Raw genomic sequence first — 19,218 nt, 5'->3', positions numbered from 1 at the left:
GGAACGCGTTCTTAAGTTGGGGTCACGTAAGGGTTACAACATTACTGGAATAATCCGGTGCTAACCAAATACCTTTCGACGGGCCCTCAGTTGATGAACAACGTGAATAATGCCAGCGTCCCCATCGGGATGACGACCCCCCACCTATTCCCGACTGCCTCCTGGAACACACCCAACGACAACTACATCCTGATGAACGCCAAGGATCGGTTCACGACAAGCGTCGCAAAGGATCTGAACAGCGGATACATGAGTCCAGAGGTCAGCCAAATAGCCGATGCCGTGATGTGGCCGGGTAAAAAAAACAGCCCTCAAGTGCAAGTCAAGACCTTTGCCGTGGATGGCATCCAAGCCAGGGACATCATATTTATTCAGCGTGTTCCGGCTGTGCCTGACGAGCCGAATATCGTGCTATTTGTTCCAGAAAAGGAAGGTCGTTCACTTCACTCATTCACAACCACCGAAGAAATGAACGCATGGGTGAAAACCCAGGCCAACGAGCCCAAGCGACTGGAGTCCTTCAGCCAGCATTTTGCGGGCGGTGAGTCATCCGAAAAAAAAACACGGGTTATCGATACACTGATTCGGTTCAGAAACAATGATATCAACGCCATCGTCGGCCCCTATGCCAATGAAGGCGACAATATCTTCGGGCGTCTGGATAAAGGCCCCACTGCGCCGCCCACTGCGGTCAATGGCTTGACGAATATTAAAGAGGAAAGCTCTTCACCGAGCGGACGACTGCTTTATTCCGGGCAGCGACCCGACGGAGAAACAGTCTTGTTTACCTATGACGCCTACGGAAACCTTCTGGGCCAAGACAAACAGCACAACTTCTATTTTGTGAAGGATGGCTTGAACAGTCACAAGCCACTGGTGCCAATCACATTCGGCGAGTTCAAGTACAAAGTCCAGAACGAAGCGGCTGAAAATGTCGGAGCAAACGATCTCCGGGGATTCTACGAGGAGTTTCTCAAACACCTTGAGCATCCCTCTGCAGGTATAGCGGATGCCTTGCAAGTATTCGGTGTGAATAAAACCACCGCAGACACCGTAGAGCGCTACCTGGACAACCCATTCAGTGCTCTGTTGGTTGACTTGAATACAAACAATCAGCTTGGCAAGGTATTCGGTCTCGACAAGTCGACGCTGGACGCAGAGCTCAAAAACGTCGGTGATTTCGCACAGGGATTCATCCCTGCCTATGGCCAAGCCAGAATGCTGTCTTCGCTGCTGGCCAAAGCGCTTCGAAATGAGGCGCTGTCTGTTCAGGAGACAAGGGACCTGGCAGATGGGCTTGCGTTGAAACCGAACAGCCCCGCGAGGAAAAACCTGCCCGAGTCTAAACCGTCACTCAAGTCGAACAGCCCCACGTCAGCAACGCCTGCGACCCAGCCAATAAAAGAACCCGTCAGCGCCGTACCCGGTCCGGGGCCCACTGCCGACGAAGTCAATCGTCTGCGCCCGTCACAGTGGCTCGATATCAGCAACCACGCCGTCGTGGAGGGAGAACAACTGATCTCGGGGGCTCATGCCAACGCCAAAGGCATGTATCAAGTAAAAGGAAGTGATGGTGCAGACAGGTGGTTTATCCGTTTGACCGATGCTGAAGACATCAGCCGTATCTATGAGATCGACGGTAGGTTCAAACTCAGTGACGGGTATGCCCGCATTATTGATCCCGAGACGAGAAAGCCTGTGATGACGGTGCACTCCACCCAGGACGGCGCCTGGGAGCCGATCAACGGACCGGGAGGAATAAGGTGGCCATGGTGGTCAAGAGGTTCGGCGGAGCAAAGTTTTGACCCCGCCGCGTACGACTACCCTGCACAGGGAGAAGCATCAACGTCGCGGACAAACGAGAAAATCGACAAGCGAATGAAGCAGGACGCTGACACCTTCCATAAAAAGGCCAAGACCAAGGAGCGCCCCGCTCACTCGGATATCCCGGGCAATGCGTCAATGTCAGAGGTCATCAATACCGTCTACCAGAAATCCCTCGGCATGATTATTGGCGAAGACCATTCCCAATCTGCCGGTCTGCGACTGCTGATCGATAATGCAGCCGAGTTTGAGAGAAACAATGTCTCCACACTGTACTCGGAAGGGTTCGAGCATTCGTTGCAGCCCGATCTGGACAGGTTTTTCGAAACCGGTGAATTTTCAGCCGCGCTAAGATCGAATTTGCGATTGATTGACCGCGCCCACAGTACACACGGGGCATACACCAATCGAGAGCTTCTGTTGACCATGCGAGCGCATGGTGTTCGAGTCAAAGCGATTGATGTGCCTTCAGTAGAACCGAAGTCCACACGTCTCAAAAACATGAACTACTACGCAACCAAACTGATCGAGCACGACCAAGCCGCGAACCCGCAGTCCAAATGGGTTGCAAGAGTCGGCAGCGACCATGTGTTCACCTATGACGGCGAACCTGCGATTCGAGGCATATCTCAGTTGACAGGCGCCACCGGGGTTAGTGTCGACGATGCAATCCCCGGCAAGGGCCCCTCGCTTATTCAATCCCGAGACAAGACAGAACTCTACATTGACCTGTAAACCGTTGGATAAGGTGCTCTAGAGCACCTTATCCAGGGTGATCGGAAACTCTCGCACCCGCTTGCCGGTGGCATGGTAGACCGCATTCGCCACCGCCGCCGCCACCCCGACAATGCCGATCTCTCCCACGCCCTTGGACCCTAGGGCGTTGACGATCTCGTCATGTTCCTCGACAAACACCACGTCAATCTCGCCGATATCGGCATTTACCGGAATGTGGTACTCGGCCAGGCTGTGGTTCATGTAGCGACCCAACTGATGGTCGATCTGGGTCTCCTCATGCAGGGCCATGCCAATGCCCCACACCACCCCGCCGAGGATCTGGCTGCGGGCCATCTTCGGGTTGACCACCCGCCCGGCCGCAATGGCGCTGACCACGCGGCTGACCTTGATCGTGCCCAAGTCTTCATCCACCCGCACTTCGACGAACACCGCCGAATGGGTCGCGGTGGCGTAGCCCTCGCGTTTCTTGTCCGGCTCGCTGTCGACCTGGACTTCCACGCTCTCTTCACCGCTGTCCTTGACCAGCTGTGCCAACGACACGCTCACGTCGCCGGTGTGCAGTTGGCCGTCTTCAAAACGCACGGACTCGGCATCCTTGAACACCGGGTAAGTCTGCCGGGCAATGGTCAGCAGCCTCGCGCTCAACGCTTCGCAGGCTTGCTGCACGGCGGTGCCGACGGACGACACGGTGAACGAGCCGCCTTGCAGCGGCGCGGTGGGCAATGAAGAGTCGCCGAGCAGGAACACCACGTCCTCAACCGCCACGCCACTGGCCTGCGCCGCGATCTGGGTCATCACCGTGTAGGTGCCGGTGCCGATGTCCGTGGTGGCGCTGCTGACGGTCAGCTTGCCCTCGGCGTCGATGCGCGCCTTGGCGCTGGCCTTCATCTGCATGGCCTCCCACACGCCACCGGCCATGCCCCAGCCGATCAACTGGCAGCCGTCGCGCATGCTGCGCGGTTCCGGGTTGCGCTGGCTCCAGCCGAAGCGCTCGGCACCTTCGCTGTAACACTCGCGCAGGGCCTTGCTCGACCAGGGTTTGTCTTCGTTCTGGTTGCGCTCGGCGTAGTTGACCAGCCGCAGTTGCACCGGGTCCATGCCCAAGGCGCTGGCCAATTCGTCCATGGCGCACTCCAGGCCGATCACGCCCAAGGCAGCGCCGGGCGCGCGCATGTCCAGGGGCGTGAATACATCCAGCGGCACCAGTTTGTAGGTCAGTTGCACGTTGTCGCAGTGATAGAGCATGCCGCTCCACTCCACCACGTGCTCGCTGAAGTCTTCGAAGCGCGAGGTCTGGCCAATCGCCGTATGCCCCAGCGCCAGCAGGCGACCATTGGCGGCGGCGCCCATCTGCAAACGCTGCAAGGTGCGCGGGCGGTAGCCGAAGGTGAACATCTGCTGGCGGGTCAGGGTGACGCGCACCGAGCGCTTGAGCGCCAGGGACGCCATCACCGCCAGCGGCAATTGATACTGCGGGCGCAAGCCCGAGCCGAACGCGCCGCCGACGAATGCGGCGAAGATCCGCACCTGGCTTTTATCCAGGCCGAACACGTCTTGCACATAGGCCTGGCAGTTCTGCGGGCCCTGGGTCTTGTCATGAATATGCAAGGTGCCGTCCGGCTGATACAGCACGGTGCTGGCGTGGGGTTCCATGGGGTTGTGGTGTTCGATGGGGGTGCTGTAGTGCAGGTCGAGGCTGACGGCGGCAGCGGCCCACTCGGCCTGGAAATTGCCACGCGGCTTGGGCGGCGCCTGCGGTGAAGCATGGGCCTGTTCCTGCTGGGCGAGCAGGTCGGTCTCGAAGTCTTCCCGTGCGTAGTCGATCGCTACCAGCGAGCCGGCATGTCGCGCCAGTTCAAGGTTGTCGGCGATCACCAGGGCCAGGGGCTGGCCGCTGTACAGCACACGGTCGTTATACAGCGGGCGAAACGGTGAACCGTCCGCCGCATCGTCATCCTGGAAGGCATCGTCGTAACGGGCGATTTTCGGCCGGTTGAGGTGATGGATAACCGCCATCACGCCCGGCAGGGCCAGTGCCCTGGACGCATCGATCGCCAGCACACGGCCCTTGGCGATGGTGCTGGACACCACACTGCCGTGGAGCAGGCCGTCCTCGGGAAACTCACCGGCATAACGCGCCTGGCCGGTGACCTTGAGCAGACCGTCGACACGGTCCAGGGGTTTGCCAATAGCGGTCATGGGCGATCTCCTGCGACGGCGGCGTCGCTCAGGGCACGGATGATTGCGCGGCGCGCCAGCTTGATCTTGAAGCCGTTGTGTTCCAGCGGCTCGGCGTCTTGCAGCACCGCGTCGGCGGCATTGCTGAAGGTCTCGCGGCTGACCGCCTGGCCGATCAGCGAGGCTTCCACCGCACGGTCGCGCCAGGGTTTATGGGCCACGCCGCCGAGGGCCAGGCGCGCGTCGACGATTCGATCGCCGTCCAACTCGAGAGCGGCGGCCACCGACACCAAGGCAAACGCGTAAGACGCGCGGTCGCGGATTTTCAGGTAATGGCTGTGACGGGCCAGGTGGTCGGCGGGCAATTCGATGGCGGTGATCAGCTCATCGTCGGCCAGTTGGTTGTCGCGTTGCGGCGCATCACCGGGCAGGCGGTGGAAGTCGGCAAACTCGATAATCCGCGCGCCGCCTCGGCCTTCGACATGCACCCGCGCCTCCAGCGCTGCCAGGGCCACGCACATGTCCGACGGGTGAGTGGCCACGCACTGTTCGCTGGCACCAAGGATCGCATGGATACGGTTCAACCCAGTGCGCGCCGGGCAGCCGCTGCCGGGCTCACGCTTGTTGCAGGGCACGGTAGCGTCATAGAAGTAGTAGCAACGGGTGCGCTGCAACAGGTTGCCGCCGGTACTGGCCATATTGCGCAGTTGCGGCGAAGCACCGGCAAGGATCGCCTGGGACAGCAACGGGTAACGCTGTTCGATCAGCGGGTGCCAGGCCAGGTCGGCATTGCTCACCAGCGCGCCGATGCGCAGGCCGCCCTCGGCGGTTTGTTCAATCTCATTGAGCGGCAGGCCGGTGATATCGATCAGGTGCTCGGGGCGGCTGATGTTTTCTTTCATCAAGTCCAGCAGGTTGGTGCCCCCGGCAATAAAGCGCGACGCCGCGCTGCTCAGGTGCACGGCTTCGTGGACATCCGCCGGTTTGCTGTACTGGAAGGGATTCATTGCTCGCCTCCCTGGGCGCGGCACGCCGGCAAAGCCTCTTCGATGGCATCGCGGATATTGCTGTAGGCGCCGCAGCGGCACAGGTTGCCGCTCATCAGCTCCTGGATCTGTGCGCTGTCGTGGGCACGGCCTTCATTGGCCAGGCCAACGGCGGAGCAAATCTGACCGGGCGTGCAGTAACCGCACTGGAAGGCGTCGTGCTTGATGAAGGCTTGCTGCATCGGGTGCAGTTGGTCGCCGTCGGCCAGGCCTTCGATGGTGGTCAGCTCGGCACCGTCGCACATCACCGCCAGGGTCAGGCAGGCGTTGATGCGTTTGCCGTCGCGCAATACTGTGCACGCACCGCATTGGCCGTGGTCGCAGCCTTTTTTGCTGCCGACCAGGTCCAGTTGCTCGCGCAGCAAATCCAGCAACGTGGTCCAGGGCAATACATCGAGTTGGCGGTCCTGACCATTGAGGGTCAAGCGTATGGAGTGGGCGACGAACGGTTGGGCCGCCGCGCCATTGGGGATCGCGCTCATAAACACCTCACGGGTTGGTGTACGTCCGCGGCGTTCAGGAAAGTCGCCGTCTCAGGGGTACGACTTCCCGGTTTTTTGAGCGTTCAAGCTGATTGATCAGCGGATATTGAGCAGGGTCTTCAAGGTATTCCGCGGGCCGTTGATCGACGAGTTGCTGTATTCGAACCAGCCTTGGGCCTGGACATTCAGGTCAAATACATAGATGTAGCCCATCAGCGTGCCCGTCCCGCTGCAGGCTTCGCTGATGCTGCCGACCTGGCACACGGGCGTACGTTGCCCGTTCAGTTCGGCACCATTGAAGCGACCCACCGGGTTGTTACCCAGGCCGACTTCCATCACCGACACTTGGGTGGGCCCACGGTGCGTGCACATCTGGGTGCTTTGCGCGCGCTCCGGGATGGTTTCCGTGCAGTGCGCCGATTCGACCTTGAACACGCGCACCTCGCTCAAGGGCGGTGCAGTCGCGCCCCACACCGGTGCCGCGCCCAACCACAGGCCGAGACAAGGGATCAGGGCTAGACTCCACGCGTTGGCTTTTTTCATGCTGTCGATGACCTGCTGTTGAACGTCGCCGCAGTATGCCTCAAGGCCATGCGCCACACAGCCTCGGCTGCTGGTATGATGCGCCGCTTTTTCCGATCCTCTCTGGAACCACAGGCGCTTGGCGCAGTTTGTGCTTTGACTTAGAGGTCAACAAATAACGACGCAACATAGCGTCACAGGGAGCAGGCATGCTGGAAAAGCTGTTTCAACTCAAGGCACACAACACCAACGTGCGCACCGAGATCCTCGCGGGCATCACGACATTCCTGGCCATGGCCTACATCCTGTTCGTGAACCCGAGCATCCTCGGCGAGACCGGCATGGACAAGGGCGCGGTATTTGTCGCGACCTGCCTGGCGGCGGCCATCGGTTCGACCGTGATGGGCCTGATCGCCAACTACCCGATCGCGCTGGCACCGGGCATGGGCCTCAACGCCTTCTTTACCTACACCGTGGTGTTGCACATGGGTCACACCTGGCAGGTTGCGCTGGGTGCGGTATTCATTTCGGCGGTGCTGTTCTTCCTGCTGTCGATCTTCCGTATCCGTGAGTGGATCATCAACAGCATTCCCCTGCCCCTGCGTTCGGCGATTGCCGCCGGTATCGGCCTGTTCCTGGCACTGATCGCCCTGCACAACGCCGGGATCGCGGTCGGCAACCCCAACACCCTGGTGGGCATGGGCGACCTGACCAAGCCGGCGCCTATCCTGGCCATCCTCGGCTTCATGCTGATCGTTGCGCTGGAAGCCCTGGCCGTACGCGGCGCGGTGCTGATCGGCATCCTGGCGGTGACCATCGTCTCCATTCTGCTGGGCGTCACCGCGTTTGGTGGCGTGATGTCGATGCCGCCGTCCCTGGCCCCGACTTTCCTGCAGCTGGATATCAAGGGCGCGCTGGACATCGGCCTGGTCAGCGTGATCTTCGCCTTCCTGTTCGTCGACCTGTTCGACAACTCCGGCACCCTGATCGGCGTGGCCAAGCGCGCCGGGCTGATGGGCAAGGACGGCCACATGCCGAAAATGGGCCGTGCGCTGATCGCCGACAGTACCGCCGCCATGGCCGGTTCCCTGCTGGGTACGTCGACCACCACCAGCTACATCGAATCCGCTGCGGGCGTAAGCGCCGGTGGCCGTACCGGCTTGACCGCCATCGTGGTGGCGATCCTGTTCCTGCTGGCGCTGTTCTTCTCGCCGCTGGCCGCCAGCGTACCGGCCTTTGCTACCGCGCCGGCGCTGCTGTTCGTCGCCGTATTGATGACCTCAGGCCTGGCCGAAATCGACTGGGATGACATTACCGTTGCAGCGCCGGTGGTGATCACCGCCCTGGCGATGCCCTTCACTTACTCCATCGCCAACGGCATTGCCTTCGGTTTCATCGCCTGGACCGCCATCAAGCTGCTTTCGGGCCGCTACCGTGAGCTCAACCCGGCACTGGTGATTCTGTCGATTCTGTTCGTGATCAAGCTGGGCTGGTTCAACGCATGACTTTTGACGCCACACGCTACACCGATCAACTGCAAGACAAGGTCACGCGCTTGCGTGACCTGTTGGCACCGTTCGACGCACCCGAGCCGCAGGTCTTCGAGTCGCCTCTGCAGAACTTCCGCCTGCGGGCGGAGTTCCGCTTGTGGCGCGAAGGCGGTGAACGCCACTACGCGATGTTTTCCCAGGACGACAAGCGCACGCCGATCCTGATCGAAGAATTCCCCATCGCCAGCCAGCGCATCAACCAGTTGATGCCGCAGCTCAAGGCCGCCTGGCAAGCCAGCGCCGCCCTGAGCCACAAGCTGTTCCAGGTGGAGTTCCTCACCACCCTGGCCGGCGACGCGATGATCACCCTGTGTTATCACCGCCCGCTGGACGATCACTGGCACACCGCGGCGAATAAGCTGGCGGCTGATTTGAATGTGAGCATCATCGGCCGCTCCAAGGGCAAGCGCGATGTGATCGGCCACGACTACGTGGTGGAAAAACTCGACGTCGGCGGCCGCACCTTCAGCTACCGTCAACCCGAAGGCGCGTTCACCCAGCCCAACGGCACGGTGAACCAGAAGATGCTCAACTGGGCATACGAAGCCTTGGGCGATCGCCCGGATGACTTGCTGGAGCTGTATTGCGGCAACGGCAACTTCACCCTGCCCCTGGCCACCCGTGTGCGTAAAGTGCTGGCTACCGAGATCAGCAAGACCTCGGTGAATGCGGCCCTGAGCAACCTCGATGAAAACGCGGTGGGTAACGTCACCCTGGTGCGCCTCTCCGCCGAAGAGCTCACCGAAGCGCTGAACGAAGTGCGCCCATTCCGCCGCCTGCACGGCATCGACCTCAAAAGCTACGAATTCGGTAGCGTGTTCGTCGACCCGCCCCGCGCCGGCATGGACCCGGACACCTGCGAACTGACCCGGCGCTTCGACAACATCCTGTACATCTCCTGCAACCCGGAGACGCTGGCAGCGAATATTGCGCAACTGCATGACACCCACCGCATTACCCAGTGTGCGATGTTTGACCAGTTCCCGTGGACGCACCATATGGAATCCGGGGTGTTATTGACCCGGCGGTAATTCAGCGTCCTCAGGTTCCTTCTTGCGTGGCCGGCCGCCCTTCTTGCCATTGGCGCGGGCGGCGGCGGATTTGGCAGCGCTGCTCTTGCGACCGTTGCGTGATGCTACCAGGCTGGTAGCCAGGTCCATCAGCGGCTGGCTTGTGGCGATCAGGCCCGTGATCGAAACATCCAGATCCTGGGCCTCACAGCTAATGGCCTTGCCACCGAAACTGACTTCCAACTGCTGGAAATCTTCCTCTGAAAACCCTTCGAACTCCGGCAGGCCGGCCACCGGCAACATGACGCGGCTGCCGTCGCTGAAGCCGATGGAGATGCAATCGTTTTCGTAACGCACATTGCTGGCGTTGGCGTACAGGCGCTTTAGCCTGCGGCCACGGGCGATTGCCTTGTCGACGTCGGCGTCAGTGAGAGGTACATAAGGTATGACTTTGGCTTTTACGATTTTCATAAATTAATCCCTACGCAATCTGGCGCTCTTACCAGATTCAAAATGGTCCGTTGCGCTAAGGCGTCGTGCCAGGCGCTTGCGATAACGTAGACACCACGTCGAATGACTAACCCTGGAACCAATTCACTGGTGTCCCAGTTCCAGGAATGGTTCTCCAGGCAAACCGTTTGCAGTTTTTCCCACCAAATCCTGCGTGCCCGTGCCAGATAATGTCGCTGCATGATTACCTCGCGTATTTCCTTCAGAACCGCAGTGGGTGGCCGCCTCCGTTCAGGCTCTACATCCCACAACTCAACGTCCCCATCCAAAAAACTGAAACGAAACCGCGCATCCCACCCCTTGCCCCTGACATGTACATGAGGCGGGCAATGCTCGTCCCTGATAAACACTGAGATGACATACCCCTTGTAAGCACCTACTTTCATCGTAACCCATCCGTTAGGTTATTTTCCGCCAGGTAACAATTTCCCTCCTGCCACCCGACAACCGGCTCCATCGTCTCGAAGCTGTTTCACAGATTAGTAACCACAAAAAACCCGGCGAATGCCGGGTTGTAACCACTCATGCCGAAGGCTGGAAATACCCCGCCAACGCCCGCAAGTCCTGCTCACTCAGCAACCCCGCGTAATACTTCAACTGAATCCTGGCCAGCAGATACGCATGTCGCGCATTCGCCAGGTCGCGGCGGGCGGTGAACAGTTGTTGCTCGGCGTCGAGCACGTCGAGGTTGACCCGCTCACCGCCGCTGACGCTCTTTTTGGTCGCAGTGACCAGCGCGGTGGCGGAGCTGACAGCCATCTCGTAGGCACGCACTTTCGCCGCGCCACTGGTGTTGAGGTTGAACTGCTTGCGCAGCTCCACCAGCGTCGCCGAGGTATGTGCGTCCAGCTCGTATTGGGCCTGGGACAGTTGATTGGCCGCCTGGCGCGTAGAGGCCGATACCGACCCGCCGGCAAACAACGGCAGGCTGACCTGGATACCGACGCTGTTGGTGTCGTACTTCTGGTTGTAGCTGCTTTCCGAATCGGAGCTGGTCTGGCGGCTGCTGGCGTACAGGCTGACCTTGGGCATGTGCCCGGCGCGTTTGCGCTCCACTTCGTAGGACGCCACGTCCAGCGCGTGGTGCTGGGACTTGAGTTCGGGGTTGTTGGCCATGGCCAGTTCACGCCAGGTTTCGAAGCGATTGGGCTCCAGCGGCGGGATGTCGAATGGACGGGTCAGGGGGGCCAACTCTTCGACCTGCAACGGCTGGCCGACAATCGCTTCCAGCTCGCGCAAGGCGCTGTCCTGGGCGTCCAGCGATTCGATTTCCTCTGCCTGGGCCAGGCTCAATCGCGCTTGGGTCTCCAAGACATCGGTGCGCGTGCCTTCGCCGCCTTTGAGTAGACGATCATTGAGTTGCAGGCGTTCGGCATACGCACGTTTCTGCGCACGGCTCAACTCGATGCGTTCCTGCGCCAGCAGCGCCTGGCTGTAGGCGCTGAGCACGCGCACGGCCAGTTCCTGGCTCTTGCCGCGAAAACGCTCATCGGCCATCAGCGCCTGGGCGGTGCCTTGGCGAAAGCGCGCGTAGGCTTCGTAATCCAGCAACGGCTGCTGCAAGGTCAGGGTCGAGGCGTAGCTGCGGTAATCACGGTCGCTGGTGACATCGCCGACAGCGGTGCTTTGGGTGACTTCGGATTCATTGCGCGAGTTGTTATAGCTCCAGGACAAGTTCGGCAATAACGCTGCACGGCCGATCACGCGGTTCTCTTCACCGGCCTCGCGCTCCTGGATGGCGGCCTGGAAGGTCGGGTCATTGCGCAGGGCGAGGTCGTAGGCGTCGAGCAAACCCAAGGCATGTGCCGCCGGTGTAACGCTCAGGCACAGGGTAAAAAACAGTGCCTTCATTCTTCCACCAAGGCCATGTGGGTACGGTCCAGCAAGGGTTTGAACAGGTAGTTGAGCATCGAACGCTCACCGGTCTTGATGAAGGTTTCCACCGGCATGCCCGGACGAATCCGCACGCCGTCCAGTTGTTGCATGCCCGCCGCACTGACCTGGGCGCGCACGGTGTAATAAGGCTCGTCGGTGCGCTCATCGACCTGGCGGTCGGCGGAGACCAGCGTCACCTCACCGGCCACCCGTGGGGTGGTGGCCTGGTTGAAGGCCGAGAACAGCAACTCCACCGGTAGGCCCGGATGCACTTTGTCGATCATTTGCACCGGCACCCGCGCTTCCACCCACAACGCTTCGCCCTGGGGCACGATGTCCATCAGCGCCTGGCCGGGCTTGATCACCCCGCCTTCGGTGTACACCTCCAACCCCACCACCACCCCCGAGGCCGGCGCCCGCACCAGGCTGTTGGCCAGTTCGAACTCGGCCGAGGCCAGGCGGTTGCGCAGGTCGTCGCTGCGGGTGCGGGTCTCGGCCAACTGGCCGCGCAGGTCTTTCTGGAAGTCTTCGCCGAGCTGGCGGATGCGCAGGCGCAGCTCCAGGACCTGGCGCTGCAACTGGCCGATGCGCCCGTAGTCCTCGGCAATGGCGCCGTCGACCTGGGCGTACAGGCGCTCGCTGTCGAGCAGGCGATTGCGCGGGATATAGCCATCGCGCGCCAGCTCGCGCAGCCCTTGCAGTTGCTCATTCAATGCCGCGCGTTGCTGCAGCTTGCTCGCCTGGGAATCCCGCGTGCCACGCAACTGCGCCTCGGCGCCGGCGATGGTTTCGCGCAGGCCTTGCTGCTCGGTGGCCAGCGCCTGGGCGCGGCTGGTGAACAGTTGCCGTTGCAGATTCAGGGTGTTGGCGGCCTCCGGCTCGTTGAGCAATTCAGGACCGAAGGTGATGGCGGGCAGACCTTCGCTTTCCGCACTCAAGCGCGCCTCACTGGCCAGGGACGCCAGGTACTGGCTGCGCAGCGACTGCATCTGCCCGCGCAAGGGCGTCTCCTTCAAGCGCAACAGCACCTGGCCGGCGTTGACCACATCACCGTCACGCACCTCGATACGCTCGACGATGCCCCCGGCAGGATGCTGCACGGTCTTGCGATGGCCAGAGACCATGACCTTGCCCGACACCGCCACGCCCTTGTCCAGCGGCGCCAACGCGGCCCAGCCGATAAATCCGGCAAAGCCGCCGAGCACCAACAACCAGCCCAGGCGCGAATAGTTTTTGTCATCCAGCGCCAACACCGTGTGAGGGCGGTCGCTGGCCAGCACCGGCTTACTCATACTCATGCCTGTTTTCCTTCACCGAGGCGGTAGCTCATGCTCAGGGTCGACACCGGTTTGGAGGCTGCCGGTTTCTGCCGCGCCTCCAGCACCCGCGCCGTCGGACCAAAGGCCTGCAACTGGCCGTCCTTGAGGATCAGCAACTGGTCGGTCAAGCTCAGTACATTGGCTTTGTGGGTAATCAGGATCACCGTGCGGCGCTGCTGCTTAAGCTGGGTGATGGCCTGGAGCAGCGCCTGCTCGCCCACTTCGTCAAGGTTGGCGTTGGGCTCATCCAGCACGATCAACGCCGGCAGGCCGTACAGCGCACGGGCCAGGGCCACGCGTTGCTTTTGCCCACCGGACAACCCCGCACCGCCCTCCCCCAATTGCGTGTCATAGCCTTGGGGCAGTTGCAGGATCAGGTCATGTACGCCGGCCATTTGCGCGGCGGCCAGGACGTTGTCGGTATCCAGTTCGGCAAACCGTGCGATGTTGTCGGCGATGCTGCCGGCGAACAATTGAATGTCCTGGGGCAGGTAGCCGATGTGCGGGCCGAGTTGCTGTTTGTCCCACTGGGCCAGGTCGGCGCCGTCCAGCCGCACCTTGCCGGCCAGCGGTGCCCAGGCGCCCACCAGCACCCGCGCCAGGGTGGATTTGCCGCAGCCGGAAGGTCCGATCACGCCGAGCACGTCCCCCGCTGGCAGGTTGAACCCCAGGTTCACCAGCGCCGGCCGACGGCTGCCGGGGGCGCAGGCGCTGATGTGCTCGACGCTCAACTGGCCCTTGGGCACCGGCAGGCTCATGCGCGGCGGTCGCGCCGGGTTGGCCGCCAGCAGCTGCGACAAGCGCTCGTAGGCCAGGCGCGCCGAGCCCCATTGTTTCCAGACGCCGATCAATTGGTCGATGGGGCTCAGCACCCGCCCCATCAGGATCGAGCCGGCAATCATCATCCCCGGCGTGATATCGCCCTGCACCGCCAGCAACGCGCCCAGGCCGAGTACCAGCGATTGCAAGGCCAGGCGCACGCCCTTGGACCAGGCGGTGACGGCGGCGGTCTTTTCACTGGCCAGGTTTTGCTCGGCGAGGAACGCCTGGTGCTGGTGGAACCAACGCCCGCGCAAGGTGGCGAGCATGCCCATGGCTTCGATGCTGTCGGCATTGCGCAGGTTGGCCGTGGCCTGCTGGCTGGCGTGGATGGACAGTTGGCTGGCCTCGGCCATCGGCGCCTGGCTGACATGGTGGTTGATCCACGCCAACGCGATCAGCATCACCGCGCCGCCCAGCGCCAGCAGGCCAAGCCAGGGGTGGAACATGAAGATCACCAGCAGGTACACCGGAAACCACGGCGCATCGAAAAACGCGAACAGCGCCTGGCCGGTGGCAAACTGGCGCAAGGTGGTCAGGTCATGCAACGCCTGGCCTGCCGCCTGGGTGCCGCCCTTGAGTTGCGCTTCGAACGCGGCGTCGTAGACCCGCTGGTTCAGGCGCATGTCCATCTGCGTGCCGAGGCGGATCACCACCTGGCTGCGCACCCACTCCAGCGCGCCCATCAGGCCGAACAGGCCGAGGATCATCAACGTCAGCATGAGCAGGGTCATCTGATTGCCCGAGGCCAGCACCCGGTCGTACACCTGCAGCATGTACAACGCCGGGGCCAGCATCAGCAGGTTGATCACCGCCGAGAACAGGCCGATGTTGAAGAAGCCACTTTTATAGGCCGTGAGGGCGGCCAGGGTTTCGTTGCCGGCGTGGCGCATCTGGGGATTCTCGTGGGGTTGAACGTGCAGCGTCGCCGCGTTGACAGCCGATACGACGCTGCGCAGAATTCGGCACCGCCGTCGCCGGAAGAGTTAGAAGGCTTGGGCGACGGCGGTGTAATGCAGCGAATGGGAGAGCGATCTTCCATTCGCTTTTTTCATGCAGCAGCAGGTTCAGGCGGCGAGTGCCCAGTCCTGTGCCACGTCCTGCACGCCCACCAGGGCAACATCGGTGGACACTGCGCTGGCGTGTGCCGCCAGGCCCGCAGACACTTCGTCGAAGGTGCTGGCAGTGGACAGGCCGAAGTCGTCGAGCAGGTTGTTGAGCACGGTTTCCAGCGCGGCGGTGTTGCCCTGCATCAAACCGTAGATCACGCTCTGTACGTCGTTGCCAGCCCGGCCGGCGCCCTCGGCGGCGCTCAGGTCGAGGCCGTTGAACGCGACCTTGAAGTCGCTCAGGGAGAAGTCGCTGCCACTGCCGCCGCCCAGGCCTGTACCCAGTTGCACGTTATCCAGGTCGCCCCACAGGTAGTGGTTCAGGTTGCTGCTGGCGGGCAACGACGGGTTGAACACATAGTGCAGGCCATTGCTGGTGTCGCTGTCGGCGATGAACGCGTACTCGGAGTTGTTGGCGCCGTGGGTCGAATACTGGTCGCCGCTGAGGGTGCCGTTGCTGAAACCGCCGGTGTTGCTGGTGCCGTGCCCTGCAGTGTTGAACCCCACTGCCCAGGAGCTCAGGTAGTCCGATACCGACAGAGAACCCAGGCCCGAATCGTAGCTAACAGAAATAGTCATCGCTAAACCTCGTTAAACAACGTTGTTGATGAGCACGCCGGTGCGGCGCGCCTTTTTGCCCACCCATGGGCAAAACCGTTGATCAGGTGCCTGCGCACGCTGATCAGAATTTGTATTCCAACATGCCGCTCAGGGTTCGCCCGCGCGCCAGGCTGAGGTTGTTGGCGTCGCCCATGGCGACGAAATAGGCTTCATCGGTGGCGTTTTCCAACGCCAGTGCAATGTTCAGTTGATCCGTCATCCAGTAACTGGCGTACAGGTCATAGAGGGTGTACTTGGGCCACATCGCCTGATCCATCAGCTCGTAGCCCTGCTGATTGAGGTTTTCGCCGTTGCCCGAGCTGTAGCGCACACGCACACCCGTATCCAGGCGTTTTTCCAGGAAGCGCGTACCCAGGGTCAGCGAGCCGCGATCGGCCGGCATGTACGTGGCGTTACCCATGATTCGCCCGCAGCTTTCCTTGTTGTTGGCGACGTCGTCATCCAACACCTCATAGGTGGTGACCGGCCGTATGCCGATGCGCCCATCCGGCAGGGTGAAACGCTCCAGGCGAGTAGTCCTTGGCCCGGTGGTCTTGGCACCGCCCATGTAATAGTTCTTCGAGCAGAACTCATTGCTGCCGATCATGTGGGTGTAGCTGAGGTTGGCGTACGCGCGGCCCATGTCGTAATTGAGCTGGTATTCAACCCCGCGAAAACGTGTCGGGTTGGTGTTATTGACGTAAGCCATGGTCCCGAGGAATCCACCCACCTGGGTTTCCGGCAAGCTGACGCTGGTGTTGAGGAAAGAGAAGTTTTCGATCCGGGTATCGAAGTACGCCACCTTCATGCCGAGGCGATCGTCACTGAAAAACAAGCCTTCCTTGAAAACATTCATGCCCACTTCCCAATCCCGTGACTCTTCAGGCTTGAGGTAGGGGTTGGGAAATACGCGCTCTCCCGAACCGCCACCGTGGGGTCGGCCGGTCATGAAGGTTTCGGTCACCGCCGGTGGCCGCCAGCCCTTGCCCCACCGGGTATAGAGCTGCAGCCAGTCCACGCCCGGTTTCACCGCGAGACCGAAGGTGGGGGAAAACTGGCCTTCTTCACGGTCGACCTCCATCACTTCCGAGACGCGCCTGGCGCCGACAAGGCTGTTGTAGAAGCGATCACGCCGGTACAGGGTCATGCCGGTTTCGCCTTCGAGCCGATAGCGGTCATAACGCAAGCCCGCATCCAGGGCCAGCCAGCCGCCATATTCGTACTGCGCGTTGTTGAACAGGCTGGCGATGGTGCGTTTGCCCCCTGGCGTGCTGCCCTCTGCGTAAGGCAACAAGCCCAGGTTGTTGGTGGCTTCAACTTTGTTGGTGCGGGGCTTGAACTCGTCCTGATACAGCTCCACCCCGTAGTTCCAGGTGACATGCCCCTGTTCGCCAAAATCGAACCGCGAGGTGTTGTCACCCTGCAGGCCCCAGGTGTCGGTCTGAAAGTGATCGGTGTAGGCGCCGACGTAGTTACCGGTACCTGGCGACGACAGGTTGGGGGCGTTGCTGCGATCCATCTGGGTGGTGACGTAATAGAGCTTGGCCTTGAGATCGATCAGCGGGTTGTCCGGGCTATAGCTGTAGTCCAGCGCGACGTTTTTGGCGTTGAGGTTGTTTTTGCTGGTGCGTACGTAGTAGGTGCTCTGAAGGTCGTTGGCGATATAGCCCCAGGCATCGTTACTGTCGGTGTCGGTTTCCAGGTAGCTCAACTGCACGCGCTGGTCGTTGGGCAGGTTCAGGCCGAACTTGACGATCTGCGAGCGGGTCACACTGCCGGTGTCGCCGACTTCGCTGTTCAACCAGTCGTCGAAGGCCGCAGGGGCAGATGACCTGGCGCGCAGGTTGGTGCCCAGGTTGTCGTCGTTGTGCCTGCCGGCGCGGTAGTTACCGAAATGCCGCTCGCTGTAGCCCAGCACGACATCGCCGCGCTCATCACCAAAGGCAAACACGCCACTGCCGTTGAAGTCGGTGCCGTTACCCAGCTCACCGATGCCGCTGCCGGCGCGAAGGCGGCCGCCGTAGTCCTTGCCGTCCTTGAGGAACTCACTGGCATCCAGGGTCTTGAACGAAGCAATGCCGCCCAGCACGGCCGCACCGCCTTGCCCCGACTGGCTGCCCTTGTCGATCTCGATGCTGGAGATGAACTCCGGGTCGATCAGCATGGTGCCGTTGCGCTGCTGGTGGCCGTTGACATTGAAGTTCTGGCGCATGCCGTCGATGTTCATGTTCACCCGGCCATAGTCCTGCACACCGCGAATATTCACCGACAGACCAGGGTCGCGCTGGTTGACGGCGGTGTAGACGCCGGCGGTTTCTTCGAGCATGTCGGCGGCATGACGGGGCGGACGTTTATCGATCATGTCGCGGCTGATCACCGCCACGGACTTTGGGGTCTGGTACACCCAGTCGCTGGCCTGGCCGTTGGTGTTGCCGGTGATGGTGGTGGTGCCCACGGTCATGGCGCCGTCGTGGTCGTCGCTGACACGGTTGAGGGTGACCTGGCGCTCACCGGTAAAGCGATATTCCACCGGCGTGGCACCGAGCAAACGGCCAAGCCCTTCCTGCACGCTGAAGCTGCCTTTGAGCGCGGTGCTGCTCAAGCCTTGCAGGCGCGGGCTGTCGAACAGCACCTGCAGACCGGCCTGGTCGGCAAAGGCCAATACGGCACTGCCCAAGGATTGCGCCGGGACATCGAACACCCGCACCGCCGACTGGGAAGCGTCCACCTGAGGCTGCACCGCATACACGGGAGCGGCCGCGGCGAACAGCCCCAAGTGGATGGCCAGGGCTAACCGGCTACCGGTGATACGCCCCTTGGTGAGTGCTGACATTTCTGGTTTCCCTGCGCTGATCGTATGTTTGTTTATGCGAATGCTTCTCACCTAGCAAGACGTACGAGGCGCAGGAAGTCAGTAAGGTTTTTTAAAAAGTTTTTGCGCAGGGGGTTTTAAGCGGGTGAGAGCAGGCCTCCCACCGGGTCATCAATAGATCAGGCTGAGGCCTGCCAGGTCCAAGCGTTGCACTTGGAGTTCCTGGGTGAGCGTTCCGAGGGCGCTGTCGAGCATGTCGAGACGGAAGACGCCGCTGACTTCGCGCTCGCCCAAATCGGAATGGGTCAACACCACCCGCCCCGGACGGTAGCGATTGAGCTGCTCAATAACCTTGGCCAGGGGCTGGCGATCAAAGATCAGCACGCCGCGTCGCCAACTGGTGGCACGGTCTACATCGAATTGATCCAGGGGCACCACCCCCTCCTGGGCGTTGTAGCTAGCAGCCTGGCCCTCCTGGAGCACCCGATCGCTCGGGCCTTTTTTCGGCGAAGCGTGCAAAGACACCTCGACGCTGTGCTGCAACACGCCCACCCAAGCACGGCGGTCGGCCTCGCGCTCCACCACAAACCGCGTGCCCAGCGCCCGCGTCTGCCCGCCGGCGCTCTGTACCACGAACGGACGGGTCTCCTGACCCACCATCGGCGCCACATCAAAAATCGCCGAGCCCTGGATCAGGCTGATACGCCGCTGCACGCCGTCGTAATCCAGGCGGATGGCACTGGCGGAATCCAGCTCCACCGTGCTGCCATCGGCCAAGTGCACGGTGCGTACCTCGCCCTTTTGGGTGACATAGTCGGCCTGCA

At 61.5% G+C, this 19,218-nt stretch carries 15 protein-coding genes; 3 read left to right on the top strand and 12 right to left on the bottom strand.

Annotated features, from left to right (window positions below; genetic code table 11):
- Positions 1 to 93: 93 nt before the first annotated feature.
- Entirely contained in the window at positions 94 to 2,559 is a 2,466-nt protein-coding gene (locus BFQ01_RS02950; RefSeq protein ID WP_256097666.1) for a membrane-targeted effector domain-containing toxin, read from the top strand.
- A gap of 18 nt (positions 2,560 to 2,577) precedes the next feature.
- On the opposite strand, the gene BFQ01_RS02945 is transcribed toward BFQ01_RS02950, so the two are convergent.
- The 4 genes from BFQ01_RS02945 to BFQ01_RS02930 form a co-directional block, all read right to left on the bottom strand.
- Positions 2,578 to 4,761: a xanthine dehydrogenase family protein molybdopterin-binding subunit gene (locus BFQ01_RS02945; protein WP_065924167.1), complete on the bottom strand. Its 2,184-nt coding sequence runs from the start codon at positions 4,759 to 4,761 to the stop codon at positions 2,578 to 2,580.
- On the bottom strand, positions 4,758 to 5,747 hold the full coding sequence (locus BFQ01_RS02940) for an FAD binding domain-containing protein (protein WP_065924166.1): 990 nt from the start codon (positions 5,745 to 5,747) through the stop codon (positions 4,758 to 4,760). The genes BFQ01_RS02945 and BFQ01_RS02940 overlap by 4 nt, the downstream gene beginning before the upstream one ends.
- Complete coding sequence (locus BFQ01_RS02935; protein ID WP_065924165.1) at positions 5,744 to 6,268, bottom strand: (2Fe-2S)-binding protein; 525 nt, start codon at positions 6,266 to 6,268, stop codon at positions 5,744 to 5,746. The genes BFQ01_RS02940 and BFQ01_RS02935 overlap by 4 nt, the downstream gene beginning before the upstream one ends.
- A 96-nt stretch (positions 6,269 to 6,364) precedes the next feature.
- Positions 6,365 to 6,811, bottom strand: coding sequence for a DUF4879 domain-containing protein (locus tag BFQ01_RS02930; RefSeq protein WP_065924176.1), 447 nt, complete (start codon positions 6,809 to 6,811; stop codon positions 6,365 to 6,367).
- Positions 6,812 to 6,999: 188 nt separating this feature from the next.
- Here BFQ01_RS02930 and BFQ01_RS02925 point away from each other — a divergent pair, with 188 nt between their 5' ends.
- Both BFQ01_RS02925 and trmA read left to right on the top strand, forming a co-directional pair.
- Positions 7,000 to 8,295, top strand: a complete 1,296-nt coding sequence (locus tag BFQ01_RS02925; protein WP_065924164.1) for an NCS2 family permease — start codon at positions 7,000 to 7,002, stop codon at positions 8,293 to 8,295.
- Positions 8,292 to 9,371: a tRNA (uridine(54)-C5)-methyltransferase TrmA gene (gene trmA, locus BFQ01_RS02920; RefSeq protein ID WP_065924163.1), complete on the top strand. Its 1,080-nt coding sequence runs from the start codon at positions 8,292 to 8,294 to the stop codon at positions 9,369 to 9,371. Before BFQ01_RS02925 ends, trmA begins: the two co-directional genes overlap by 4 nt.
- On the opposite strand, the gene BFQ01_RS02915 is transcribed toward trmA, so the two are convergent.
- The 8 genes from BFQ01_RS02915 to BFQ01_RS02880 form a co-directional block, all read right to left on the bottom strand.
- A complete protein-coding gene (locus tag BFQ01_RS02915; protein WP_065924162.1) occupies positions 9,354 to 9,821 on the bottom strand; it encodes a DUF2442 domain-containing protein in 468 nt (155 codons plus the stop codon). The two genes, trmA and BFQ01_RS02915, sit on opposite strands and share 18 nt — an antisense overlap.
- Positions 9,818 to 10,246: a DUF4160 domain-containing protein gene (locus tag BFQ01_RS02910; protein ID WP_065924161.1), complete on the bottom strand. Its 429-nt coding sequence runs from the start codon at positions 10,244 to 10,246 to the stop codon at positions 9,818 to 9,820. Before BFQ01_RS02910 ends, BFQ01_RS02915 begins: the two co-directional genes overlap by 4 nt.
- Positions 10,247 to 10,382: 136 nt before the next feature.
- Positions 10,383 to 11,711 (bottom strand): TolC family outer membrane protein, encoded by a 1,329-nt coding sequence (locus tag BFQ01_RS02905; RefSeq protein ID WP_065924160.1) that lies wholly within the window; start codon positions 11,709 to 11,711, stop codon positions 10,383 to 10,385.
- Positions 11,708 to 13,027 (bottom strand): HlyD family type I secretion periplasmic adaptor subunit, encoded by a 1,320-nt coding sequence (locus tag BFQ01_RS02900; RefSeq protein WP_141691239.1) that lies wholly within the window; start codon positions 13,025 to 13,027, stop codon positions 11,708 to 11,710. Before BFQ01_RS02900 ends, BFQ01_RS02905 begins: the two co-directional genes overlap by 4 nt.
- Positions 13,028 to 13,029: 2 nt before the next feature.
- Positions 13,030 to 14,766 (bottom strand): type I secretion system permease/ATPase, encoded by a 1,737-nt coding sequence (locus BFQ01_RS02895; protein ID WP_065924158.1) that lies wholly within the window; start codon positions 14,764 to 14,766, stop codon positions 13,030 to 13,032.
- 174 nt (positions 14,767 to 14,940) lie between these two features.
- On the bottom strand, positions 14,941 to 15,561 hold the full coding sequence (locus BFQ01_RS02890; protein ID WP_065924157.1) for a heme acquisition protein HasA: 621 nt from the start codon (positions 15,559 to 15,561) through the stop codon (positions 14,941 to 14,943).
- Positions 15,562 to 15,664: 103 nt separating this feature from the next.
- Positions 15,665 to 18,415, bottom strand: coding sequence for a TonB-dependent receptor (locus BFQ01_RS02885; RefSeq protein ID WP_065924156.1), 2,751 nt, complete (start codon positions 18,413 to 18,415; stop codon positions 15,665 to 15,667).
- A 150-nt stretch (positions 18,416 to 18,565) separates the two neighbouring features.
- A partial coding sequence (locus tag BFQ01_RS02880; RefSeq protein WP_065924155.1) for a FecR family protein occupies positions 18,566 to 19,218 on the bottom strand: 653 nt, incomplete at its 5' end.

Origin of the sequence: Pseudomonas sp. 8 R 14 (assembly GCF_900005955.1) — a bacterium.
In the GTDB taxonomy this organism is placed as follows: domain Bacteria; phylum Pseudomonadota; class Gammaproteobacteria; order Pseudomonadales; family Pseudomonadaceae; genus Aquipseudomonas; species Aquipseudomonas marginalis.
The sequence above is the reverse complement of the archived record's forward strand: the minus strand, read 5'-3'. Positions and strand labels throughout refer to the sequence as shown.